This window comes from Mesobacillus thioparans (genome assembly GCF_965138835.1).
Lineage (GTDB): Bacteria > Bacillota > Bacilli > Bacillales > Cytobacillaceae > Mesobacillus > Mesobacillus thioparans.
Window position 1 is genome coordinate 80599 of record NZ_CBCSFH010000001.1, and the last position, 22129, is coordinate 102727.

27 protein-coding genes are annotated in these 22129 nt (G+C 41.8%); 5 read left to right on the forward strand and 22 right to left on the reverse strand.

Annotation, left to right across the window (positions count from 1 at the left end; translation table 11 throughout):
* Positions 1-57: 57 nt before the first annotated feature.
* Complete coding sequence (locus ACNAZ4_RS00500) at positions 58-591, forward strand: hypothetical protein (RefSeq protein WP_415812245.1); 534 nt, start codon at positions 58-60, stop codon at positions 589-591.
* Positions 578-1114 (forward strand): GNAT family N-acetyltransferase, encoded by a 537-nt coding sequence (locus tag ACNAZ4_RS00505; protein WP_415812246.1) that lies wholly within the window; start codon positions 578-580, stop codon positions 1112-1114. The genes ACNAZ4_RS00500 and ACNAZ4_RS00505 overlap by 14 nt, the downstream gene beginning before the upstream one ends.
* 53 nt (positions 1115-1167) lie before the next feature.
* On the opposite strand, the gene ACNAZ4_RS00510 is transcribed toward ACNAZ4_RS00505, so the two are convergent.
* From ACNAZ4_RS00510 to ACNAZ4_RS00555, 10 genes are all read right to left on the reverse strand, one after another.
* On the reverse strand, positions 1168-1584 hold the full coding sequence (locus ACNAZ4_RS00510) for a hypothetical protein (RefSeq protein WP_415812247.1): 417 nt from the start codon (positions 1582-1584) through the stop codon (positions 1168-1170).
* Between the two features lie 70 nt (positions 1585-1654).
* A complete protein-coding gene (locus ACNAZ4_RS00515; RefSeq protein ID WP_415812248.1) occupies positions 1655-1972 on the reverse strand; it encodes a hypothetical protein in 318 nt (105 codons plus the stop codon).
* Positions 1973-1997: 25 nt separating this feature from the next.
* On the reverse strand, positions 1998-2564 hold the full coding sequence (locus ACNAZ4_RS00520; RefSeq protein ID WP_415812250.1) for a ribonuclease FAU-1 family protein: 567 nt from the start codon (positions 2562-2564) through the stop codon (positions 1998-2000).
* The gene (locus ACNAZ4_RS00525) at positions 2557-3156 is read right to left on the reverse strand and encodes a hypothetical protein (protein ID WP_415812251.1); all 600 of its coding nucleotides are present in this window, start codon (positions 3154-3156) and stop codon (positions 2557-2559) included. Before ACNAZ4_RS00525 ends, ACNAZ4_RS00520 begins: the two co-directional genes overlap by 8 nt.
* 90 nt (positions 3157-3246) lie before the next feature.
* Positions 3247-3708, reverse strand: a complete 462-nt coding sequence (locus ACNAZ4_RS00530; protein ID WP_415812252.1) for a GNAT family N-acetyltransferase — start codon at positions 3706-3708, stop codon at positions 3247-3249.
* A gap of 323 nt (positions 3709-4031) precedes the next feature.
* On the reverse strand, positions 4032-4592 hold the full coding sequence (locus ACNAZ4_RS00535; RefSeq protein ID WP_415812253.1) for a hypothetical protein: 561 nt from the start codon (positions 4590-4592) through the stop codon (positions 4032-4034).
* 69 nt (positions 4593-4661) lie between these two features.
* On the reverse strand, positions 4662-5681 hold the full coding sequence (locus ACNAZ4_RS00540; RefSeq protein ID WP_415812254.1) for a DUF2332 domain-containing protein: 1020 nt from the start codon (positions 5679-5681) through the stop codon (positions 4662-4664).
* Between the two features lie 21 nt (positions 5682-5702).
* Entirely contained in the window at positions 5703-6308 is a 606-nt protein-coding gene (locus ACNAZ4_RS00545; RefSeq protein ID WP_415812255.1) for a DUF4253 domain-containing protein, read from the reverse strand.
* Entirely contained in the window at positions 6305-6925 is a 621-nt protein-coding gene (locus ACNAZ4_RS00550) for a kinase (protein WP_415812256.1), read from the reverse strand. Before ACNAZ4_RS00550 ends, ACNAZ4_RS00545 begins: the two co-directional genes overlap by 4 nt.
* 90 nt (positions 6926-7015) lie before the next feature.
* On the reverse strand, positions 7016-7462 hold the full coding sequence (locus tag ACNAZ4_RS00555; protein WP_415812257.1) for an NUDIX hydrolase: 447 nt from the start codon (positions 7460-7462) through the stop codon (positions 7016-7018).
* Positions 7463-7730: 268 nt separating this feature from the next.
* On the opposite strand from ACNAZ4_RS00555, the gene ACNAZ4_RS00560 reads away from it, so the two are divergent.
* Positions 7731-8060: a DUF4257 domain-containing protein gene (locus ACNAZ4_RS00560; protein WP_415812258.1), complete on the forward strand. Its 330-nt coding sequence runs from the start codon at positions 7731-7733 to the stop codon at positions 8058-8060.
* 144 nt (positions 8061-8204) lie between these two features.
* On the opposite strand, the gene ACNAZ4_RS00565 is transcribed toward ACNAZ4_RS00560, so the two are convergent.
* Complete coding sequence (locus ACNAZ4_RS00565; RefSeq protein ID WP_415812259.1) at positions 8205-8666, reverse strand: GyrI-like domain-containing protein; 462 nt, start codon at positions 8664-8666, stop codon at positions 8205-8207.
* 79 nt (positions 8667-8745) lie between these two features.
* On the opposite strand from ACNAZ4_RS00565, the gene ACNAZ4_RS00570 reads away from it, so the two are divergent.
* Positions 8746-9264, forward strand: coding sequence for an undecaprenyl-diphosphatase (locus ACNAZ4_RS00570; RefSeq protein ID WP_415812260.1), 519 nt, complete (start codon positions 8746-8748; stop codon positions 9262-9264).
* Between the two features lie 114 nt (positions 9265-9378).
* Here the strand turns inward: ACNAZ4_RS00570 and ACNAZ4_RS00575 are convergent, their stop codons facing one another.
* The 4 genes from ACNAZ4_RS00575 to ACNAZ4_RS00590 form a co-directional block, all read right to left on the reverse strand.
* Complete coding sequence (locus ACNAZ4_RS00575) at positions 9379-9903, reverse strand: GNAT family N-acetyltransferase (RefSeq protein WP_415812261.1); 525 nt, start codon at positions 9901-9903, stop codon at positions 9379-9381.
* Positions 9904-10195: 292 nt separating this feature from the next.
* Positions 10196-10651 (reverse strand): GNAT family N-acetyltransferase, encoded by a 456-nt coding sequence (locus ACNAZ4_RS00580; protein ID WP_415812262.1) that lies wholly within the window; start codon positions 10649-10651, stop codon positions 10196-10198.
* Positions 10652-10865: 214 nt separating this feature from the next.
* Positions 10866-11741 carry an aminoglycoside 6-adenylyltransferase gene (locus ACNAZ4_RS00585; protein ID WP_415812264.1) on the reverse strand — a complete coding sequence of 292 codons (876 nt, stop codon included), beginning with the start codon at positions 11739-11741 and terminating at the stop codon, positions 10866-10868.
* Positions 11742-11819: 78 nt separating this feature from the next.
* Positions 11820-11948, reverse strand: a complete 129-nt coding sequence (locus ACNAZ4_RS00590) for a hypothetical protein (protein WP_415812265.1) — start codon at positions 11946-11948, stop codon at positions 11820-11822.
* Positions 11949-12142: 194 nt separating this feature from the next.
* Here ACNAZ4_RS00590 and ACNAZ4_RS00595 point away from each other — a divergent pair, with 194 nt between their 5' ends.
* On the forward strand, positions 12143-12979 hold the full coding sequence (locus ACNAZ4_RS00595; protein ID WP_415812266.1) for an STAS domain-containing protein: 837 nt from the start codon (positions 12143-12145) through the stop codon (positions 12977-12979).
* A 43-nt stretch (positions 12980-13022) separates the two neighbouring features.
* Here ACNAZ4_RS00595 and ACNAZ4_RS00600 read toward each other — a convergent pair whose 3' ends face one another.
* The 7 genes from ACNAZ4_RS00600 to ACNAZ4_RS00630 form a co-directional block, all read right to left on the reverse strand.
* Positions 13023-14357 (reverse strand): redoxin domain-containing protein, encoded by a 1335-nt coding sequence (locus ACNAZ4_RS00600; protein ID WP_415812968.1) that lies wholly within the window; start codon positions 14355-14357, stop codon positions 13023-13025.
* A gap of 95 nt (positions 14358-14452) precedes the next feature.
* Positions 14453-17623, reverse strand: coding sequence for a DEAD/DEAH box helicase (locus tag ACNAZ4_RS00605; protein ID WP_415812267.1), 3171 nt, complete (start codon positions 17621-17623; stop codon positions 14453-14455).
* 117 nt (positions 17624-17740) lie between these two features.
* On the reverse strand, positions 17741-18139 hold the full coding sequence (locus tag ACNAZ4_RS00610) for a VOC family protein (RefSeq protein ID WP_415812268.1): 399 nt from the start codon (positions 18137-18139) through the stop codon (positions 17741-17743).
* An 11-nt stretch (positions 18140-18150) separates the two neighbouring features.
* Positions 18151-18477, reverse strand: a complete 327-nt coding sequence (locus ACNAZ4_RS00615) for an ArsR/SmtB family transcription factor (protein ID WP_415812269.1) — start codon at positions 18475-18477, stop codon at positions 18151-18153.
* Position 18478: 1 nt separating this feature from the next.
* Positions 18479-18892 carry an SRPBCC family protein gene (locus tag ACNAZ4_RS00620; RefSeq protein ID WP_415812270.1) on the reverse strand — a complete coding sequence of 138 codons (414 nt, stop codon included), beginning with the start codon at positions 18890-18892 and terminating at the stop codon, positions 18479-18481.
* A 107-nt stretch (positions 18893-18999) separates the two neighbouring features.
* Positions 19000-20607: a ribonuclease J gene (locus ACNAZ4_RS00625; protein ID WP_415812969.1), complete on the reverse strand. Its 1608-nt coding sequence runs from the start codon at positions 20605-20607 to the stop codon at positions 19000-19002.
* Between the two features lie 364 nt (positions 20608-20971).
* Positions 20972-22129 carry a homogentisate 1,2-dioxygenase gene (locus ACNAZ4_RS00630; protein WP_415812271.1) on the reverse strand — a complete coding sequence of 386 codons (1158 nt, stop codon included), beginning with the start codon at positions 22127-22129 and terminating at the stop codon, positions 20972-20974.

Below are 22129 nucleotides of genomic sequence, written 5' to 3' on the forward strand. Positions count from 1 at the left end.
ACTCTTTTGGAATTTTCTGCTATTATTATTTCAGACTGTATAGAAAGGAGTCGTCATATGAAATCTAAAAATTTTATGTACATGACCATATTCGTTCTCGCAGCATTGATCTTACTCAATCTTTATCAGTATAAAAGAATCTCTGACCTAGAAATACAGGCAGGATCTGATTTCCAGCGGAAAGTAAGGGACTCTATATTTCTACTGGAGAACGATGCTGTTCCGGCCACATGGATAAAGATCTTGAATGAAGAAGATGGCGAATTCACATTTGCCGTTCATCTCGGGGAACTGTCTAATCAGGGCAGACAGTACCATATGATGAATGGAAAGATCTCAACGTTAGGTACAATGTGGGATCAACTTGCTGACCATTATACGGACTTAGCAAAGAGTATAAAAAATGGCAGGGAATACACACAAATTGAAGACCAAATCAACAAAGATAGAGAATTTCTAGTTAGGTTGTTAAATGATATCGACTCAATATCAGGTGAAAATGAAAAGCTTTATTACAGGGAGTTTTCTGATTCAGAATCCAAAACTTCTAATATGGTGTGGAGGGAGTATAAAAAATATGAAAAGCGTTGATTATATTATTCGCCCGGAAGACATTCACGATATCCATGGTATCAGCGTTCTAAATCGAGCGGCTTTTGAAAATGGTGAAAATGAAGCCCGTTTGGTTGAACTGATCAGGGATTCTGAACATTTCATTCCAGCCTTAAGCCTGGTAGCTGTTGATGAGAAAGGCGAGATCATCGGACATATTCTTTTCAGCGTAATCAGCCTTGTTACTAACCAAGGTGTGATTCCAACTATGAGTCTCGCTCCAATGGCCGTGAAGCCAGAATATCAAAATAGCGGAATCGGTTCAGCACTCGTCACGGAAGGCCTGAAAAAATGCAAGTCTTTAGGATATCAGCATGTATTTGTACTGGGCCATCCTAACTTTTACCCTAAATTCGGGTTTCAGCCCTCGAAAAATTTCGGTATCCAAGCTCCCTTCCCTGTACCAGATGAAGTGTTCATGGCAATCGAGCTTGAGTATGGCTCATTGAATGGATTGGAAGGTAAAATCGAATATCCCCCAGCTTTCAATGCTGTAAGCTGAAAAAAGTGTCCGTATTGGCACTTTTTCTTTTTTGTGACACTAAAACCAACGACCTATTCACCTAGCAGCAATGCAGATTTTAATTCACGAACTTCCGTTTTATCTGTTAATCTTCCATACGCTTCATTTTCCTTGTTGCTGATTATTGTTGCAGACTCTCCCTTAAACCAGATTCGGTATTCATACAAACTCTCAGGCATATTTTTCTCTTCCTGGATGAAGAAAATCGCCAATACATCTTCTTTCCTTGCCATATCCGCCTTCGTCTTTGGGGACCACTTAATTTCATCAAATGCCTGCTCTATTTTGTGCAGCTCATCTTTTTTGGCAATTATTCTTTCCTCACCGTCCTTCATGCCATCCTTGGTTATTTTTTGCACATCGACCCTGGTTAATTCCGGTTGGAACTTCGGACTGCAACCAGTCGTGAAAATGATTATAATGATTGTTGCGATAACAAGATTTTTCATTTGAATTCCTCGTTTTTATTTTAGTGAAGGACCAGTGAATTTAGTTAATATGGTATAAAGAATGGTACATTTATGAATAATGGCCTAAAAAAACCTGGTTATAATCAGCTACTTTTAATTCTTCCGCTGAAGTAATGACTTCAAGGAAACGCTTATACAATTCCTGGATTTCAGGCAGTTGGTCAACTGAATGAATACTGTGAGTATAGCTTTTTTCATCCTGATAGATGTGCATCTCAATCCACTTGGAACTGTCTGCCCTATTTTGCAAGTAAATAGTCTGTTTATTGGTGAAACGAGAATATATTTGCTCCGATTTAACTTGGATATCAAGGTAATCTCTTTCACGCTCTGGCTTAATGCTGTAACTATATGTTTTAACGAACATAATGGAGTTTATCATCCTTTAAATATTACTTGAGTAAATCTAAATCCTTCCGATCAAAATACTCTTTATGGACCCTGGTCAATTGAAACAATTTAAATTCATTTGTTTCTATCAGTTTCTTAATTTGCTCGGCCTCGGTTATTGCGATGTGATATAAATCCTCATTGATCGCTCCAGTTAAAAGTGCTTTCTCAAGTTCATCATGATCTTTATAGTAGACTTCTCCGTTTGGAATTATGATAATATCCAGAAACAGGTCATCCCAATAAGGCCTTTTGTTTTCAAGCCCATTTTGAAGACAAATATCGATATACCACTGAACAACCTCCCCCCTGGCATTAAACATGGTAGTGACGCAATGGCATTGTCCTTCTGGAAAATGTTGTAGCCAGGTATAGCCATTGTTTACTATGCAAACCTTTTTATCTTCGTATTGGAAAAATAATGGTTCGGTGACTTTATTCACTTTCAATGAAGTGACATATCCTCGGAAGCCTTCATCTTCAATAAGTTCCTGATGAAACTTTCTCTGGATTACCCGTTTCCAATCGGCTCTATCACCGTACCTTCTTTCTAGCACTGGCTTATTCATATAAATCTCCCATATTATTAGTTAGCGGAATATTGTATTCCTCCAGTTTCTCCATAATTCTTTGCTTGTTAAATGCTACCTTGCTGTTATTTGGCAATTTGATCACATTTCCATCGCTGGTGGTGAACATATAATGATCCGAAACAGTTACTCCTTTGGTTTTGACGAAGATCTCCTTCGCTTCCTTAAGATCCTTCCAGCCATAAGACTGGATTTCATTGAAACTTTTCGCTTCATTAAAATGCAATCCCTCGTCATTCAGATAGTAATAATTCGAAATACTGAACATAAAGAAAGGTATACATCCAAACATAAGAAGAATAGTGAGCCACTTGAACCCTTTCCAATCGAATTTCCATTGAACAAACAAATAAAGGAGCAGCGTGACAGCAAGCCAAAGCATGCCGACCATAAACAGAATGTAAGCTGATGGCGGTGTCACATAAAACCACTTATCTTTTGTCAGGTATAGATAATCCTGTATAAAATAAACGAAAACAAGAGGCATGAATAAGCTGCTGATGATCAGAATGATGGCTGAAACAAGAATAATATTCGAGGTATTCTCGGATTTGAAGGTTAATTGGGCCATAACTCTTTCCTCCTTTTACCAGATACCTACTTTACGCGTAAAAGGACATAAAGTTTCAAATAAATTAGATTATTCTTAAAATAAAACCGACTAAAAATGCCTTTCCATTGGCTCTTGGCAATGAGTGTATCCATTTTTTCCGTAGAAATTGATACTTTTATCGCTTGGCCAAACAATTATGAACTCGAACTTATTCTCTTCAACCCAGGAGTTAACTATCGATAACAATTCACTTCCAACACCCTTCCCTCTATATGCCGGCACAGTATAAACATTTGTCATGTATGCGAACGGTTTTGTGATCCTGCCGGGGCGAGGAACCTTCTCGATCAATTCAATATAAATATGTGAAATGATTTCCCCTTCTTTTTCCGCAACCCAAACAAACCACCTTCCGTTTTCCAATGCAGTTTCAAGAAAATGTTGGCATTCTTTTTCAAAAGAACGATACTCAATTCCTTCTCCCATTTTCGGGTAATCCTCGAGTGCAAAATCCCACCTCATCTTGATGAGGTGCTGTATGTCCTGCTTTGTTGCTAAACGAAATTCCATCGTATTTCTCCCAGTATTTAAGTTTTATCTATCAAGCTAACCAGATTCGAAAAACAATTATTGTTTACTATGGAGTTTTGCATAGAAAATTCCTAACCCAATTGGAAACAGAGGGACCAAAGCCAAAACGCGTAACCAGTTTTCGGCTCCCAAAAAATAAAGGGATGGCAGAAGTACAGCTACCCCGCTCCCAATGAGCGCTTTCCAGGATTTGTTGACCAATCCGAATATCAAAAGAATTCCCGATGCACCCACCAGCAGCCAAAATATTGTTCCCGACATCTCCTTGCCCTCCCAAAAATACAGTATTTAAACTCCAATCATCATTTATTCAGCAGCCACAAACCGCCAATGTTTGTGCCTTCAAGTACCTCTATATTCCCTTCCTCATCCTGAAGGCTTATGTTTCCTCTGGCGAAAAGCAGATACCAATCAAATGAATAACCCACTATAGAATGAGTTTTTATTTCTGTTTTTACTGTCTCTTCCTCGATTACCTCTTTCACCTTTACACATTCAAGCGCAAGACACTCGTATTCTGTATGATCGCTGATGTAATCCTTAAATGAGTCTTGATGCGTCGGTACACCGGCTGTAAAAAAGAAAAAAAGCAATACAAAATTCAAAATAAAATAAGATATAGTTAATTTATGATCAGTCAAGATAATCCATAAGCCAATCACTGAAAATAGACAGATCCACAACAGCCAGCTGATGTCAAAAAGCATATTGGCAAAATAAGAGTTAAAAGCCAGGAACATCAAATACCGAATGAGGATGGCAATTGGCAGTGCCTTCATTTTCTCGGTGATTTCCTCCTCCAGCCCTTTCACTGAGTTACTGAAAATAAATAGATACAATGAATACAGAACAATTACACCCATAAAAAAATACTCAATAAAAAAGGGATCTTTCTCCATTTATCTCACCTTACCTGGTAAATTTGAAGCGTTCTAAAGGTTCAGTCTGAACCAGCGGCCATGACCATCGGTTTCCCCGATTGTATTGAGACTTTCTTTCCCATCCAGATAGTAATCCAGATGGAGCCTTTGATCGTATATATTATTGTAAATATGGAAGTTGTCCCTTCGTTCACCAATCTCTTTTATTTGGTTTAAGAGCTTTTTCTTGGTTGTGTCAGGCATTTGGTTGGCAACATGGGTATGAAAAACGCAAATCACCTGGTCTTCCGGTATTTCGGCTGCGATTGAGCTGAGCAATTCTACTCCATCCCCTTCTATTAATCTCATAGACTGGGTAGCGACAAAGTTTGCTGCTTTTTCAAACAGTTCTCGCCTTTCATGATGTTCCGGCCAGATGAGAGCTTTAAGCCAAAGATAATCCTCCATATTTTTAACATCGTTGATATGCAGGTCGATTCCAATCCTGGTCTTCACTTCTGGAATGTTGAGATCACTGAATAGCTTATTTTCACTTTCAATTACCGATGTTAAGTGAACAGGCGAATCAGATTCCCCATAATTTTGACCTGTCCCATAGGAATAGCTATATTGATCCAGGAAAAGCTGCAAGCCTGCACTAGTCCCGATTTCAATCAATGCCATCGGTTTTTGGACCATTGAGAAAATATGGCTGAAAAGGGGGAAAAGGTAAGCACAGCGCCTGACTTCATTGGTCTGTACGATTTTGCTATTTATGATTTGAGTGATTTCATCTGTATAATGCCGACAAAAATCAACGAATGCGGCAAAAGCTTCCTCAGCAGACCGGGGATCATCTGACAAACTTGGATAGTATTCTGCAAGTGGATGCTCATAATCTTTCATCAGCAGATAATGTACCGCCCCCAAAAGCAAATTCGGCACCGGCTGGCCTGCCCTCGCTTTACTTGCAAGACCAAGCATCTCCCGATTTTCAGCAATTTTTAATGAAAGAGATTCATAAAGAGGACTTGACCCCCTGCATTCATGAACAGCAAAATTTTTAAACTTCTCAGAGATTTCCGTAACCATAAAACTCCCCCTCAAAGATGATCAGTCCCACCATAAAAATAATTTCTTCGACTCTTTCAATTCTTCCATTAATCCATTGATCGAACCTGCCCCCTGCTCAACGATGTCTGGACAGAATTGATACATTTCAGTGGCAAAGGACCTTAATTCCTTTCCATTAGGAATCCCCTGGAATGAAGCTTCCACCCAGTCAAGATCGGCGCCTATGATGGTAAATGGATACCTGTGATGCCACTCCTTTAGTTTGGAAATGACCATTTCGTTGCTAATGTCATAGTTATCTCCATTTGTTTGCTGGATTTTAAGGATGTCAAACTGGTGCGAAACCTGGCTGATACACACTTTGTTATGTTCGGAATCACAGATAAAAGGAAGGTATCCTAATTCCTGCATTTCCTCTCTCATTTCTGTCACAAATTCTTCCGCTTGATCCTGTTTTACCTCGACACAGACTCCTATTTTTTCTCCCCTCTTATCTCTATACAAATCTGTTTTATAAAATGGCTTCAACCTGCCGCCGGTGAATTTACTAATGGTCGTCAGCACCTCGTCAGAAATCTCAATTTCAGCAATATTTATGTATTGTTTTGAATCCCTGCCAAAGCTAAATATTCTTTTCCAATTCATTCAAAATCACCTTTCATCAATTGATGACATGTTATGACTTTATCGGCTTTTACCTTCGGATTGAGCTTTTCGAGATAATAATCCTCCGCTTTCCAATATCTATTCTCAAATTTTCCAGTATTCTCCCGAGTTCGGGCATTTTCCCTCTCAAATCTAATTTGGCGAGGGCAGTCGATAAAAATGGTATAGTCCAGTTGCTCTTTCCACTCTTCCCGCTGCAGGAAAATCCCTTCGACCAAAACAATCTTCTTCCCCGTTAAGTTAAGTTTTTTATATACTTGTTGATCCAGTTGATCATCATAGAACGGAAGCACAAGCTCATTGTCGTCTTTGAGCTTTCCAAACAATATTTCCCTCAGATGTTCCACTTCCCATTGAAGGAAATAATACTCCTTCCATTCCGCTTGGCCGGTACCATATCTTTTCGTTCGATCGACAATATGGTCATCCAAATGGATCATCCCGATTTGGATATCGGTTTCTTCCAGCATTGCCGCCATATTCTTTGCAATGGTCGTTTTGCCTGAACGGCTAAGCCCGTCTAAGCCAATGATCAAACGGTCACTATGCTCTGCCTTCGACACAATTTCACTGACTAAATCTTCTATAATTTCCACAAGACAAACCTCTCAATTCAACGATGAAATTCCTTAACTTATTCTATATTCGACCTGATATTTCCTTTTTTCGGCAAAAATATAGCCACCTTAACTGGTGGCCTTCATTTTTAAAGAATGAACATAACGCTCGGCTTCCTCAATGCTTTCCTTTAACCAGATTGGAGCCTTTGGATGCGCATAAATTTCTTCTGCTGTCATCCAATATATCGCCTCCACTTCATCCGGACTTTTTGCAAATGGGTCTCCCGATTCAATCACACAATGGAACACTATGTCGAGAACTTCTCTCCCGTCAGGCAGAACAAATGAACTGCTTCGCAGATAATTCATCTTTTCGTTAATTCCGATCCCGACTTCCTCTAACATCTCCCTCTTCAGGGTCCGCTCAAGCAAGTCTTTAGAAAATCCTTCGTTTTCTACCGTGCCACCAACAAGTGATAATTGCCCTCCAGCGTGTTCTTCCTTAGTACTTCTCTCAATGATGAGCCATTTTCCCTCGCTCTGGATCGCACCTTCAACATTTAAAATAAACATTTTATGCTCCTTCAAAACAATTCCCTCTTTTTGCTTCAGACACCCTTGTGAAACTGTTTCTTTATGACTTTAGCCCTGTAACTTATTTGATTAGGGCGAAATTTCAACATCTTCCAAAAAGTTACACATATTATTTACTATTTAAATATACAGAAAATTCGATAAATTTACGCATACTTTTCCACCATTACTACTTGTATAATAGTAATACATCCAGATTTACCTAAGGTCGACCAACAAAAATCTGGACTTTAGGAGAGTGATCAATTTGTTAGAAAACATGATTTTCGCAATGGTCATTGGTGGATTTGTTGGACTGACAGCACATGTGAGAAAACGCGGCAAGATCATCATGCCTAGAAAAACAAAGAAATTCATCTACCTCGGTTTTCTTGAAGAAATACTTACAGGATCTTTAGCAGCAGCACTGTTGGTAGTCTCATCCGAGGCTGACTCGATGCTGCGGGTATTCTTAATGTCCATTATGGCTGGTTTTGGAGGGGATGCCTTGCTCAGAGGACTGGAATTATTTCGAATAAGCAGCGGTAACACTAACCGGGAGGATATTGGCAATGAAAAAACCAATACCTCGGCCTGAGAGAAAGAAGTTTGCTAACGCCACTGGTCAAGCAGCTTCCAGAGTGCTTGTTTTTTTTTGATAAAAATGAACTTGGGAAATTTTAAGCCAGCCCTTTTATCCCCAAACATTCCCTTCTTATAAAAATCCCTTTTAAATTCCATGCTAAATCATAATTGGAATATGAATCTTCAGTTCAGGTACATCTGTTAAAGGATCAAAACTTCCCGGATACTCTTCCAGATGTTCCAAATCACCATGCTTTAAAGTATATCCATTTTGTTTCACCCAAGTGTACAAGCTTGTATATGCTTCATGCACTGCTGATCCCTTATATCCCAAGCTGGCAAATGTATGCGCCGAAACCGTAATAAGCTCCATTCCATCAGGTATAGACTGCGTATCTTCCACTTCAAGGGCAAGATAATATGTAAAGCCTTTTTCTGTTATGTGGTAAGATAGCCCAATAATGTTTTCAGCATCGACAGCATGTTTAACTTCATTCTTCCTTTTAAGGAATTCGTGATGGAAATTCTTAATTTCTCCTCTGGCCGCCTGTTCAAAAGTGCCGACCCATTTAACTCCAACAGCTTTAAACGCTTCTTTGTAGACCATCTGTGCGCCCATTCCATATCCTCTCCTTTTTTTCATACATTTTTGTCAACAGCCAGGGAAAAGTAAGATTAAAACATTGAGGAGAACCATGATGGACCTTATACTTTTCCAGCTGATCAACAGACTTTCCGGCCGCTTTTCAACCGCGGATAAACTAATGATCCTAATTTCGAATCGTGTACGCTATGTTTACCTTTTCATCATTGTAGTGATTCTGTTCAAAAATCGATTCAACAAAAAAATCGCGCTTGAAACGGGCCTGTCAGTGGCCTTCAGCTTGGCTGCCCAATTCTTCATCCATTTATTTTATTTCAAACCGCGCCCATTCATGAAACGGCGTATTGGAATTCTTATTCCGTCAAAAACGGATTCTTCCTTTCCCAGCAAGCATACAATGCTCGCTTTCACCGTCTCTACCACTGTCCTGATGTACCACCGGACCCTGGGGACAATCATGATGTGGATGTCTGCTCTTACAGGTTTATCGAGAATCTGGGTTGGACACCATTATCCTTCCGATATAGTTGGAAGTGCCTTTCTTGGTTCATTAGCAAGCCTTGCAGCACGGATCATTTCGTATAGTAAATTAGACAATAAACCTGACAATTGACTCAACATACAGGAACGAACTTAATAAATGAAGCCAGCCTGACAATTCGATGAGCAGCAGGTTACAGCTGATTATACAGCTTTGCTTAAAACCTTGATCATGGTGTTAAGTTAATCATTTCTCAATCCAAAACCTCTTAACTACATTGCCATCTTCCTCAGTAAAGCTGGCATCCTCGACTCCGCCATTATTGATTATTGTTCTTGCAGATCCGATATTGTCCGCATCACAAACAACAAGGACTTTATCGATCCCTAATTCCTTTGTTTTTTCCAGTGAATATGCCAAGATGTTCGTCGCATGGCCTTTACGCCTTTCACTCGGCCGGATTCCATAGCCGATATGGCCACCAATGTTGAAAAGCTTCTCAGTAAGGCCATGCCTGATATTCACTACACCCAATACTTTTTTGTTATCGTTTACAAGCCAGTATGTTGAGTCTTTAACCCAGCCTTTCGGAATATTGACCCCTTTTTCATTATCCAGCAAGAATTGGACCATGCCGGCAAAATCCGCTGGGTCCTTGGAAATGACCCATGGAATCATATCTTCTCCGCTTTCTTTCCATTCATTGTAGAAATCTAGGTATTCCTCTTCCAGCTCTATATTAGGTTTTACTAAATAGACCCCATCTGCCACTAGTTTTCCTCTCCTAACAATGATTTAATTTTCTACATTTTATCTGGACTCCAAAAAAACGTTCAGTCTGGTTTCTTGAAGGCTACTAACTAATCATGACGGACACTTTTGGCTTGCATTCTCTCATTTTTGTCCATTACAGCCTTGATGACGGACACTTTTGTCTTGTAGTNTCTGATTTTTGTCCATTACACCCTCGATAACGGACANTTCTGTCATGGAATCTTTCTTTTTTGTCCGTTACAGCCTTGATGACGGACACTTTTGTCTTGTAGTCTCTGATTTTTGTCCGTTACTTGATATTTTTGTTCAGTCTATAGGCAGCCAGCTGCTCTCCCCATGGTGCGACTTCTGTCTCGACAAAGCCGGCTTTTATGTAAGTTGCTCTTGCACCTGCGTTATCCTGGTTGTAGCCGATCATGATGAGCGGAATTCCAGCAGTGTTTATCATTCTGATCTCGTTAACGATCAATTTTACCGCTTCTGTTCCAAGCCCCTTTCCCTGGTGCGCCTCATCGACCATCAAACGATATATCCAATAGTTATTATCATCCGGGTCGATACCGTACATCGCAAAACCCACCATCTTCTCGCCTTCATAAATTCCGGAAGCCTGGAACTGGTCAAGGAACTGGACTTCAGCAATTGAATATAAATTTGAGGCCATAAAATGTTTTTGGTCTTCCTTCACTTTTAACTCTATTGCGTCCTCCCAGTTGTCCTTTGTAATTGGCTTTAAAGTTAACATTCCTTAATTTACTCCTTCACATCTATAAAAATATAAAATTAAACCGATGATAAACATATTAATATTTTAGATAATTTTACCATTAGTTGAAAAATTCTCAACCTTATTGTGGAATTTTTTTCAAGGGCTTTCTTCTCGTTATTCAATGCGTACCGATGAACCTTTAAGAATTATAGAAAGGCTGTCATGAAACCTCATGGCAGCCTTTTATCCGCTATGCCTTAAAGCTTTCCGCATCTGCTGGCAAATTCCTGACTTTCAACAAGTACTCCCTCATTTTCCGCTCACATTCAATGGGATACTGATATCCTAAACTCTCCCCAACTTCCTGTGCCAGGCGGCTGAACAGGTCAGCAGTACGGAAGAGGGCTTCCCAGTTTTCCTCGATGCCTGCTCCTGCATAAGTCGCCTCCAATTCCGCCCATGTTTCAGAATCCAGGTAACGTTTGAACCAGCGCCCGAACTTATTAGGATTGATGCTCCAATCATGCTTTACGCCAAGATACCATTCAATGGCTGGCTGAAGGTAATTAAATCGTATCACGTTGTCGAGCATGTATTTGGCAAAATACAGTTCATCACGCCACAGGCTGTTCGCTACGTATGCCGTATCTCCCCAAAAACTGTTGATGCTATCAGCGTATATTTCTTCAGAAGGCTTTCTGGTGATATATGCCTTATAGGAAGGAGCGGGGATTTTTTTAGCGAAACCGTCTTTGTCCAACAAGACTTTGAAACCATTATCATATTTTGCCGGCAGCTCTGTAAATTCAGCAAGACGTTGTATGTGATCACTGGTTGAAATCTGAAAATCGATCTTTGTTCCATCCTCGTAAAGTACGAGTCTCGTGCGCCAGTTTCCATCCTGCAAAGCCACTTTCTTGATAAGCGAACCAAACTGATCGAGCCACCCATCGTGACTGATAAAAGCATCTAAATCCTCTACGAAAATCTCGAAATCATAGTCGGTAAAGATATCTGTGAAAGCGTGCGGATTGGCCCGTGAACTAGTCAGCAGGACCATGCGAATATTTTCATCACGCTGTGCCCATTCCTGCAGCAGGATGAACATTTCTTGTTCATGTTTCATGTACTAATTTCACCCTTCCGGAACCACTTTACATAATAACTTTATAATCAACATAAACTAGCTGCATACAAACAATTACTATTCGATTCGCCGGCTGCCGTTGTTTTGATTCAACCGTTCAACTTCTTTTTCTAAAAAATCAAGCCGCCGATGGATCCGGTAAATGATCGGCAAATAAGCGATGATGACTATGAGCAACCACCCCATTAATTTTTCCTCCTCTATAAAATACTTTTTATTATACTTCTTTAATTTTTTGATTTATCCTTTAATTATAGGAAACAAGCTTTTAATTATTTGTGTTTGTCCCCCTGTTTTGTTACAGTTTTAAAAGGAACAGTTTTACCTATAACCGTGTTGTTAAATACACTAAAGTATCTGATCGAGGAGTGTACATAGAAATGGAATCCACTTTTAATCAAAAAGAGATAACAGATTTCATTAAAGCAAATAGAGAACAATTTGAAGGAAAATTGTTATCAGAAGCAGTGAATGTTGCGACTAAGATTCATGAAATCCTTCAAAAAGGGAATATTGACCTGTTAAAGAATGCAGAAAAATTGATTGTTTACATAGTTGAACAGCAGGAAGAGGACCTGATCGCTTTTGCTGAACAAGAAGGGATAGCCTGGGCAGAGCATTCTTTGACTGTTGCCTTCAAACTGGAATGGATTCAGGCAATCCGCCGGACGTTATGGCAATTTCTGAATCAATTTGACCAATTGCATAATAATGTTACCAACCGCGAGGATTTTTTCCAGCTGGAGAAAAACATCAATGACCAGGTAGACCAATTCCTGAATACTTTCTTCTTAACTTATACAAAGTACAAGGATGAACTGCTCAATTCACAGCGTAAATTGGTTGAACATCTTTCCGTCCCTATCATCCCTGTCAGTGCTACTGTTGCAGTACTTCCTCTTATTGGGATGATTGATGATTACAGAATGCAAATTATCGAAGAGAAAGTCCTGATGGATATTTCCAGACTGAAAGTCCAAACGCTAATCATGGATCTGTCCGGAATTGCGGATATGGAAATGAACGTCATTGACCATTTCCAAAAAGTGTTGAACGGTGTTGCGATGATGGGCTCTAAAGCGGTCATTACCGGGATGAGGCCTGAACTTGTGAGGCAAATGATCCATACTGGAATCAACCTGGATCAAAAGGCAGATACCAGAGGAACTTTACAGCAGACACTCAGGTCTTACCTGGATAACGAAGCTAAATATTGAATATTAAAAGCCCCTTTGTTTCTGTCAAAGGGGCGTTTTCATGTTATTGCAGTCTCTGGTCGAGTTCAAGCAGGAGCTTATTGTTTTCCTCCATATCCCGATGGATGCCATTTATTTCGGAAGATATATTCAGTTCCTGTTGTTTTACAGAGCCTATCTTTTGCTGTTGAGCTTCTTCCAGTTCGGTGATTTTCCGCAGCCGATCCGCAAGGGAGGTGCTTTCGGCCTTTATGGAAATGATGCCCGAGGAGATATTCTCCAGTTCCTTGTTTTGTGACTTTACCTTCAAGTCTATTTGCTGCATCAGACCGTCAAAGTCGTTAAATGAAGAGAAACTTGAACTGATTTTGTTTTCGATTTCTTCCAATTGTATAGAAATGTTTTGTGATGCATCTGCAGAGGCAGCAGCCAGCTTTCCTACTTCTTTTGCCACCACTGAAAAACCCTTGCCATGCTCTCCCGCCCTTGCCGCTTCGATTGAAGCATTCAGTGCCAGGATTTTTGTTTGGGCAGAAATCGAAGATATGGTCGAGCTGATGCTTCCAATCGTTTGTGTCAAACCGACCAGTTCCTTCAGCAGTTCAGATGTTTGTTTCATATGGTCGGATGCCTTCCTGTTATCCTCAATGACAGCAACAGACCCTTGAACTACCTCATGGATCGATTCGCTGTATTGATTAATCTGTAATTCCATTTGCTCAAACACTGAAAAAAATTTTGATAATGCTTCTTTGTTCTGTGTTAACTGATCTTCCAAGTCATGAATGGACGAGAGGTTGTGTTTGACACTGCTCTGTATTGTGTGAGTGGACAATACAATGTCATGGAATGTCTCCCTCATTGCCCCCACAAAAACAGCAGTCTGGTTTGTGTCCTCTGTTTCTTCCCCGGTTTTGCCAGGAGTACGCACTTCTTCCACTTTGCTGAAAATCTCTTCCAGCTCCGGGCGGTCGAATTGAGAATCTCCTATATAGCTGTACCGGATGACATGTTCTTCATCCAAAATATAGGTGCTTGGAATCGCAATCCTGAAACTATCCCATTTAATAGGGACAAATACTTCATACTTTTTAATGATTTCCCTGGTTTCATCAGACAGAATCGGAATTTTTATTCCTTCTTTGTCAACGTACGACTGAATCCCCTTAAGATTCTGGCCTGCAATTCCCAGTACTTGAAACCCTTTTTCTTTCAGGAAATCATAATGTTCATTCAGCTGGACCAGCTGATTTCGGCAGTTCGGTCACCAAGTGCCCCTTAAGAATATAAGAATGACAGGCTGGCTTAAATAATCCGATAAACGATAATTTGTATGATTTGTCCCAGGCAACAAGAAATCAGGTGCTTGCTTGCCTACGTTCAGTCCTTTATTAGCCAAAATAATCTCTCCTCTATCTGCATAATGCTAAAGCTTGGCTCACAGATTATTATCGGCTTAATTAGAACTTTGTTAAAGCTTTAACTCTCCAGACTCTACAGCATAAGGATTTCACGGATATCCTCTTCTGTAAGGGCAGCTGAGGATTTTTCTTCAATGATTTCTTCAATCATATTTCGCTTTTTCTCCTGCAGCTCATTCATCTTCTCTTCAATCGTGCCTTTTGAAATCAATTTGATGACCTGGACTTTATTTTTCTGACCCATACGGTGTGCCCGGTCGGCAGCCTGCTCTTCAACGGCTGGATTCCACCATAAATCATAGAGGATGACAGTATCGGCTCCTGTCAGGTTCAAGCCTGTCCCTCCAGCTTTCAATGAAATCAGGAAGAATTCCCGCTCTCCGGCATTGAACTTTTCGCATGTTTCGACCCTGTCTTCCGATGGCGTCTGTCCATCCAGGTAAAAATAGGGAATGCCCTGATACGCTAACTCCCTCGCAATCAAACTCAGCATCTTTGTATACTGCGAGAAAATCAGTACTCTTCTGCCGGCATACCTGGATTCCTCGATTATTTTCTTCAATTGCTCAAACTTTGCAGAGCTTCCTTTATAGCCATCGACAAAAAGGGCGGGGTGGCAGCATATTTGCCTGAGCCTTGTCAATCCGGCGAGGATTTTGATGCGATTTTTCCTGATTGTGTTCTTATCAAACTGCTTCAAGGTTTGATGACGAAGCTTTGCCAGATATGCTGCGTAGAGTTTCTTTTGTTCAGGCAGCAATTCCACTCGATCGATGGATTCAATTTTTTCAGGCAGCTCTCCAAGTACGTCCTCTTTCACTCTCCGGAGCAAGAATGGCCGGATTCTGCGTGCGATTGTCTTGCTTGTCAGATGGCTGTATTCCTTCAATCCCTGGAATAACTCCGGGAACACTACCCTGAAAATGGACCACAATTCTTCTGTTGAGTTTTCAATCGGCGTTCCAGTCAATGCAAATCGGTGCTCTGCCTTGATATTCATAACCGCCTTTGCCGTTTGTGTCAGCGGATTCTTGAAGGCTTGTGCTTCGTCGAAAAAGACCGTATGAAACTTCATTCTTTCATATAAGTGGATGTCTTGTCTTAACAGCATGTAAGACGTGATGACGACATCCATTTCCGAAACATCTGTCAATAGTCTGGCCCGTTCGTTTTTATGTCCGTCGATGATCACTGCCTCTGTTTCCGGTGTGAATTTCAAGAATTCACTCAGCCAGTTATAGACCAGTGATGATGGACAAACAATCAGAATCGGCAGGTTCCGGTTCCTAACATCTGCGAGTTCTGATGCTATATAAGTGATGCTTTGCAGTGTTTTCCCCAGCCCCATGTCATCAGCAAGAATGCCTCCGAAACCATAGCTTGCGATTGTTTTCAGCCACTGGTAGCCCTGCTTTTGGTATTCACGCAATATTGGCTCCAATTTTTCAGGAATCACGAATTTAGCTTCAGATGGAAGGGTGATTTCCTCTAAAAATTTCCGAAATGATTCTTCTGCAAGAATCATCGATTGATCATCGACCGAATCCAGCATCTGCATTCCCCGTATGATCGGCATATTCAACCCTTTTCCCAGGTCCTCTGCCTGGACCGGCCCTGCTTTAAGGAAGCGCTGGATTTCTTCCCATTCGCGTGTTTCAAGCGACATGAGCATCCCATTGCGCAACCGGAAATACTTTTGTTTCTCTTCCAGTGCTTCCAGGACATCCCGGATTTGCTTTTCGGGTATCCCATCCATTTCAAACTTGAACTCAAGCCAGTTTGTCCGTTCTTTTTTTACCTTCACACGGATTTGCGGTCTGGCTGGCTCCCTGAATATCCTGTTCCTGATCGCAGTAGTAGCGTAGACCTGTACGAATTTCTGGAGTTTCGGCAGCACATGATAAAGGAATTCATATTCGAGTTCTTCATTGTGCAAAAAATAACCGCCGTCTGTTTTGGCAAAAGAACTTTCGTCCATTAATTCCATGATCACATCTTCTTTTTCAACATCACGGATCAACAATGAATTCACCCGGGGTTCCCTGTCCTCGAGCGGATTGAAAACAATATTGCCATACTGGAATTCAAGTCCAGCCAGCAAGCGATTATTGACCCGGTCAAGGTACAGCTTCGCCACCAAGGGGTCTGTCAGGAATTGCTTCGCCATGTCGCCATCGATTTTCACCTCGCCAATACGGCGCAGGCCCGGAACGACTTTTTCCACGAAGAAACCCATTTGATCCTGTAAAATCGGAATGCTGTCTGCATTTGATTTTTCCAGCATGTTTTTCAGTTCATGCAAACGGCTGAAATCCTCCGGGCTAAGCTCGACTAATCGGGCATTAACCAAAACTACATTATATTTATCAAAAACAGTCAGATCATGGATGCCAACAATTTTTAAAGAATAGTCACTCCCGGTATTTTTTTCAAAATTGAATTCCAGCGGAAGCTTATCATTGGTAACCATGAAATCTTCAAGTTCGCCTCCACTTTCCAGTCTTACATCTGGCACCTTCCTAAGCAGATGGATAATTTGCTGCCAAAAAGATGGCGGAATGATCAAGATAGAAGGATCTTCCTCTTCATTGATAGCCAGATCTCCATCCAGTACAATTTGGGTCAGCAGTATAATGACAGAATCGGTATCATTTTGAAAGCAATGGAGTCGTGGATCGTATTGGAACAGAGGAGAAATTGTTGCCTGCTCTCGTTTCGCTATACTGAGTAAAAATCCCGCCAAATCATCAACTTTTACAGGCCCCAGGCTGATAGAGACACCCAGCAAATCCTCGTGGCTGCTGCCTTTCAGTGGCTTGATTATGAACTGAGTATTCAATATCCTTCGCGTTTCAAAATGCAGCTGATGGCCGCTTGTCCTTCTCGGCTCTTCAGTGAAGATGGCGAGCACTCCATCAGCAAGATCGTTTTTCGTTGGTATGGTCCTGTTTGTACTTCCCTGCTTTTGTTCATCGAGAATCGCAATCAGGACAGACGCTACATGCTGGCACTCTTGTTTGACAGATGCAAGCTTCGGACATGAGCACTCAGTCTGAAAACGTCCATCTCCGGTACTCATGATTGTGACATGGAAGTCATCTGCGCCTGACACGATTGCTTCTGCACGATTGGCACTGTATTCGGTAAACTTCACTTTATCCGCACGGTAAAATGCATCCCCGCGTTTGAAGGAAACAGTTCCGCATAAATCCTTGATGAGTTTTTGATTCAGTTTGATTTCCATGGACTGCTTCCCTCCTTGCAGATGCATTAATCAATAATTATTAGTGTAGACTTTATCACGACATTTGTTAAGCAGGAATGTAAAAAAGCATGGAGGAATTCTCCATGCTTGCAAGGACTAATTAGGCAGATTCAATTGCCAGGAGACGCCAAACTTGTCGACTGTCCAGGCGAATTTTTTGCTGAAGGAATAATCCCCTAAAGGCATTAATACTGAACCATCTTCAGACAGTTTTTTAAATAAATGATCAAGTTCAGCTTCCGAACTGCAGGTAAGGAAGATTGAAAAAGATGGTGTAAAAGTGAATTCGTGTTGGATATTGCTGTCGATGCACATGAATTCCTGCCCTTTCAAGGTAAACGTCGCCTGGATGACGCTACCTTCCTTTCCGGGTCCATTTTCTCCATACCTTGATATCGAGGTGATTTCGGAATCCTCCTCGATTAGCGAAGTATAATACTTCATTGCTTCTTCAGCATTCCCTTCGAACATTAAAAACGGGGTTGCTTTTTCCATGTGATTGCCTCCTAATCTTCATCAGATTCCACAAAGTTTTTCAGTGCCGACAATTTGTTATCCCAATAGATTTCAAAAAAGGAGAGCCATTCCTGCAATTCACGAAGCGGTTCTGGCTGCAATTCGTAACGTGTTTCCCGTCCAATTTTCCTGCTGGTGACGAGCCCCGCTTCTGATAGCACAAATAAATGCTTATTGACGGCAGTCCTGGTTATCGGGAATCTTTCCGTTATCGAGGCAATCGGCATCTCCTTTTCGGCAAGCAGCTTCAATATTTTTCGGCGAGTCGGATCCGCGACAGCCTGGAACACATCATGTCTCGCTTGAGAAGCTGGCATGTTAACCCTCGATATAGGAAGGAAGTGCTTCTTTGACGATCTTATCCCAGCCATTATCCATGATACCCTGGACAATTGTGTGTGGCTGGCCGAATTCAGTAACCGTTTCAGGATCCCAGCCGGAGTGGATTAAAGTAAATTCGGTCTTGCCATCAAGATCGCTTAACTCAAATACAAGATGCCAATCCTTTCCCCAGTCAAAACCGAGACGATTCGGCGGCTCTAATTCTGTCACCTTGCATGGTGAATCACCAAAAGGTCCTGCGTGAAGAATAAACTCTTTGCCAAGTTCCGGTTCGAATGTATTCGGCATCCACCACGCTGCCATCCCTTCTGATGTGGCAACTGCTTTCCACACTTTTTCAATTGGCGCATTCAAAAGAATTGTTTTACGGATTTCGGGTTGTATTGTCATGGTTTGACCTCCAATGTATTTATAACACCTTTTTGTGTCACTTTTAAATTTATAACACCATTTAGTGTTATGTCAATCAAAAAACCAGATACTTGTGCAGTACCTGGTTAAATCTCAATGATAATCGGCAGGATCATCGGCTTCCTTCGGGTTTGCTGGAAAATATGCTGGCCGACCGCTTTTTTGATTCCCTGCTTGATGACATTCCAGCGGTGGACGTTATCCTCCTGCAGTTCAGTTACGGTTTTCGTGACGAGACTATTCACATCGCGCATCAGGTCCTCCGAGTTTTTCACAAACACAAAGCCTCTTGAAATCGTATCCGGCCCGGAAATAATTTTCCGCTCTGCCTTGCTTAAAGTCAGGACAATCACCAGCATGCCATCCTCGGAAAGCTGTTTTCGGTCCCTGAGCACGATTTCACCAACGTCACCGACACTCACGCCATCCACATATGTGTCCCCAGCCGGAATATTCCGGGTCTGGCGTGCTTCACCATTTTCAATGTCAACGATATCCCCATTTTTGATAATGAATGTGTGCCCTCTTTCCACTCCGACAGATTCTGCCAGCAAGCGGTGATGGTGAAGCATCCTGTATTCTCCGTGAATCGGGATGAAATATTTCGGTTTCATCAATGTCAGCATCAGCTTGAGGTCTTCCTGGTAGCCATGCCCAGAAACATGCATGCCCGTTGTGCTGCCTGATCCGTAAATGACTTTGGCACCGAGCTTGAATAAGTTGTCGATGATCTTGGATACATCTTTTTCATTTCCTGGAATCGGGGACGCCGCCATGATGACCGTATCACCTGGATATATGCTGACATCACGGTAATTCCCTGTGGACAGCCTGGACAGTGCCGCCATCGGTTCCCCCTGGCTGCCTGTACAAAGAATCGCCACCTTGCCCGGGTCCAACTGGTCGACAACCTGTGGCTGAATCAACATCCCTTCAGGGACATTCAAGTATCCTCTTTCGATTGCTACATCCACAACATTCACCATACTTCGACCCAGCAAAGCGAGCTTCCTGTCTGTTTTAATTGCTGCTTCGACAACCTGCTGTATTCTGTTCACATTTGAAGCGAAAGTTGAAACAAATATTTTGCCTTCCGCCTTCATGAACGCCTCTTCCAAATGACCGGCAACCATCCGTTCAGATGGCGTCAATCCTGTCCGCTCAGCATTTGTGCTCTCAGAAAGCAATGCAATGACACCTTCTGTCCCAATCCTCGCCATTTTATGGATTTCTGATTGTTCATCATTCGCAGGGGTCAGATCGAATTTGAAGTCTCCTGTATGGACGACATTCCCTTCTGGAGTGTGGAATACAATGCCAAGGCAATCCGGTATGCTGTGGCTAACTTTGAAAAAAGAAACCTTGATCTTGCCGAAATCCAGTTCTGAATCTGAATTGATTTTCTTTAATTCTGTACCCCTTAACAACTTGTGCTCACTGAGTTTCAGCTCAATCAATCCCAATGTGAAATCAGTCGCATATACAGGCGCTTTCAGCTTTTTGAAAAAATAAGGAACACCGCCGATATGATCCTCGTGGCCATGTGTCACAACCAGGCCGCGGATTTTTTCCCTGTTTTCCTCCAGATAAGTCATTTCCGGGATGATCAAATCGATTCCGAGCAAACTCTCATCAGGAAACTTGGCGCCGCAATCAATCACAAAAATATCGTCCTCATACTGGACAACATACATATTTTTGCCGATCTCATTGATGCCTCCCAGGGCAAAGATAGATAAAGTCACATTAAATCCTCCTAAACGTAATCGATTTTGTTAGTATTGCCCATTGATTTTCGGATTATTTCGTCTTGAAGGGGATTTACCCTTACTTTCTTTACCCATATTTAGAAGGGGAATCGGCTTATTGGCGAAAATTCCATTTTATTGGCGAAGTTCACAATTTTATTGGCGATAATCCCCTCTTTATTGGCGATAAATTTTTTTTATTGGCGAAAATCTATTTTTATTGGCGACTTGGAAAAAAACGCGGATTTTTTCCAAGTCGCCAATCATATAAAAAGGCCAATCCACCTCCCGGCGAATTGACCTTTTCTTCTTATTTTTCGATCCATGTATACATATACTGGTCGTCTTCGATATCCTTTGCTTTTTTAACGGTTTTCAGCGGGCGGAATGTATCAATCATCACAGCAAGCTCGAGTGTTTCTTTTTTGCCGATGCTTGCCTCTGTCTTGCCCGGATGCGGTCCATGCGGGATTCCGCTTGGGTGCAGGGTGATCGAACCTTCCTTGATGCCTTTCCGGCTCATGAAGTTGCCTTCAACATAGTACAACAACTCATCGCTGTTGACGTTGCTATGGTAGTATGGCGCCGGAATCGCCTCGGGATGATAATCATATAGCCTCGGTACGAATGAACATATAACATAGTTATGTCCCTCGAATGTCTGGTGGACCGGCGGCGGCTGGTGGATCCGGCCAGTGATTGGCTCGAAGTCCTCGATATTGAACGCCCATGGATACAGATAGCCATCCCAGCCGACGACATCAAGCGGATGATGGTTCAACACATGGCGGTGAAGATGCCCGCGCGTCTTTGTGATGACCTCGTGTTCTCCTTTTTCAGAGACAGTTTCCAAATTTTCCGGTCCGCGGATATCGCGCTCGCAAAATGGACTGTGCTCAAGCAGCTGGCCATATTCATTGCGATAGCGGCGCGGCGTCGTAATCTGGCTGAACGATTCAACAATGAGCGCCTTGGTCATTTCTGAACCATCCGGAACAACTCGATACATTGTGCCGATCGGAATAACGACGTAGTCACCTGGACGGTATGTCAATGTCCCGAACATTGTCTCCACCTTGCCTGTTCCATGATGGAAAAAGAACATTTCATCTCCATCGCCATTACGGTAAAATTGTTTCATTGGCTCAGTAATATTCGCAAAGCCTATCAATAAATCGTCGTTACCGAGAATATAGTCTCTTCCACTTAAGGCGTCACCAGTTTTTGTGATTTGGTCAGTCAAAAAATGCCTGTGGTTCAGCGATCCTTGCTCCTCATATTCAGGCAAATAGCTGCCGATCAATTCGCTTTTAACTACTTCAGTAGGCATATGGTGGTGATAGAGGATCGACTGAGTACCGGAAAAGCCTTTCGTTCCCATCACCTGCTCACGGAACAGCGAACCATCTTCATTTTTAAAAATGGTATGGCGTTTCTTCGGGATTTCTCCCATCTGACGGTAGTACAT

Excerpts from the sequence above, each read along its gene's own strand:
- ACNAZ4_RS00605 (WP_415812267.1), bottom strand. The coding sequence starts at position 17,623 with ATGGAAATCAAACTGAATCAAAAACTCATCAAGGATTTATGCGGAACT.
- ACNAZ4_RS00580 (WP_415812262.1), bottom strand. The coding sequence starts at position 10,651 with ATGTTAACTTTAAAGCCAATTACAAAGGACAACTGGGAGGACGCAATA.
- ACNAZ4_RS00515 (WP_415812248.1), bottom strand. The coding sequence starts at position 1,972 with ATGTTCGTTAAAACATATAGTTACAGCATTAAGCCAGAGCGTGAAAGA.
- ACNAZ4_RS00545 (WP_415812255.1), bottom strand. The coding sequence starts at position 6,308 with ATGAATTGGAAAAGAATATTTAGCTTTGGCAGGGATTCAAAACAATAC.
- ACNAZ4_RS00535 (WP_415812253.1), bottom strand. The coding sequence starts at position 4,592 with ATGGGTGTAATTGTTCTGTATTCATTGTATCTATTTATTTTCAGTAAC.
- ACNAZ4_RS00520 (WP_415812250.1), bottom strand. The coding sequence starts at position 2,564 with ATGAATAAGCCAGTGCTAGAAAGAAGGTACGGTGATAGAGCCGATTGG.
- ACNAZ4_RS00590 (WP_415812265.1), bottom strand. The coding sequence starts at position 11,948 with ATGGGGTGGTTGCTCATAGTCATCATCGCTTATTTGCCGATCATTTAC.
- ACNAZ4_RS00555 (WP_415812257.1), bottom strand. The coding sequence starts at position 7,462 with ATGTTTATTTTAAATGTTGAAGGTGCGATCCAGAGCGAGGGAAAATGG.
- ACNAZ4_RS00565 (WP_415812259.1), bottom strand. The coding sequence starts at position 8,666 with ATGGGCGCACAGATGGTCTACAAAGAAGCGTTTAAAGCTGTTGGAGTT.
- ACNAZ4_RS00510 (WP_415812247.1), bottom strand. The coding sequence starts at position 1,584 with ATGAAAAATCTTGTTATCGCAACAATCATTATAATCATTTTCACGACT.
- ACNAZ4_RS00630 (WP_415812271.1), bottom strand. The coding sequence starts at position 22,129 with ATGTACTACCGTCAGATGGGAGAAATCCCGAAGAAACGCCATACCATT.
- ACNAZ4_RS00625 (WP_415812969.1), bottom strand. The coding sequence starts at position 20,607 with ATGTATGTTGTCCAGTATGAGGACGATATTTTTGTGATTGATTGCGGC.
- ACNAZ4_RS00595 (WP_415812266.1), top strand. The coding sequence starts at position 12,143 with ATGGAATCCACTTTTAATCAAAAAGAGATAACAGATTTCATTAAAGCA.
- ACNAZ4_RS00500 (WP_415812245.1), top strand. The coding sequence starts at position 58 with ATGAAATCTAAAAATTTTATGTACATGACCATATTCGTTCTCGCAGCA.
- ACNAZ4_RS00505 (WP_415812246.1), top strand. The coding sequence starts at position 578 with ATGAAAAGCGTTGATTATATTATTCGCCCGGAAGACATTCACGATATC.
- ACNAZ4_RS00570 (WP_415812260.1), top strand. The coding sequence starts at position 8,746 with ATGGACCTTATACTTTTCCAGCTGATCAACAGACTTTCCGGCCGCTTT.
- ACNAZ4_RS00620 (WP_415812270.1), bottom strand. The coding sequence starts at position 18,892 with ATGACAATACAACCCGAAATCCGTAAAACAATTCTTTTGAATGCGCCA.
- ACNAZ4_RS00610 (WP_415812268.1), bottom strand. The coding sequence starts at position 18,139 with ATGGAAAAAGCAACCCCGTTTTTAATGTTCGAAGGGAATGCTGAAGAA.
- ACNAZ4_RS00525 (WP_415812251.1), bottom strand. The coding sequence starts at position 3,156 with ATGGCCCAATTAACCTTCAAATCCGAGAATACCTCGAATATTATTCTT.
- ACNAZ4_RS00615 (WP_415812269.1), bottom strand. The coding sequence starts at position 18,477 with ATGCCAGCTTCTCAAGCGAGACATGATGTGTTCCAGGCTGTCGCGGAT.
- ACNAZ4_RS00585 (WP_415812264.1), bottom strand. The coding sequence starts at position 11,741 with ATGAAACATGAACAAGAAATGTTCATCCTGCTGCAGGAATGGGCACAG.
- ACNAZ4_RS00540 (WP_415812254.1), bottom strand. The coding sequence starts at position 5,681 with ATGGTTACGGAAATCTCTGAGAAGTTTAAAAATTTTGCTGTTCATGAA.
- ACNAZ4_RS00530 (WP_415812252.1), bottom strand. The coding sequence starts at position 3,708 with ATGGAATTTCGTTTAGCAACAAAGCAGGACATACAGCACCTCATCAAG.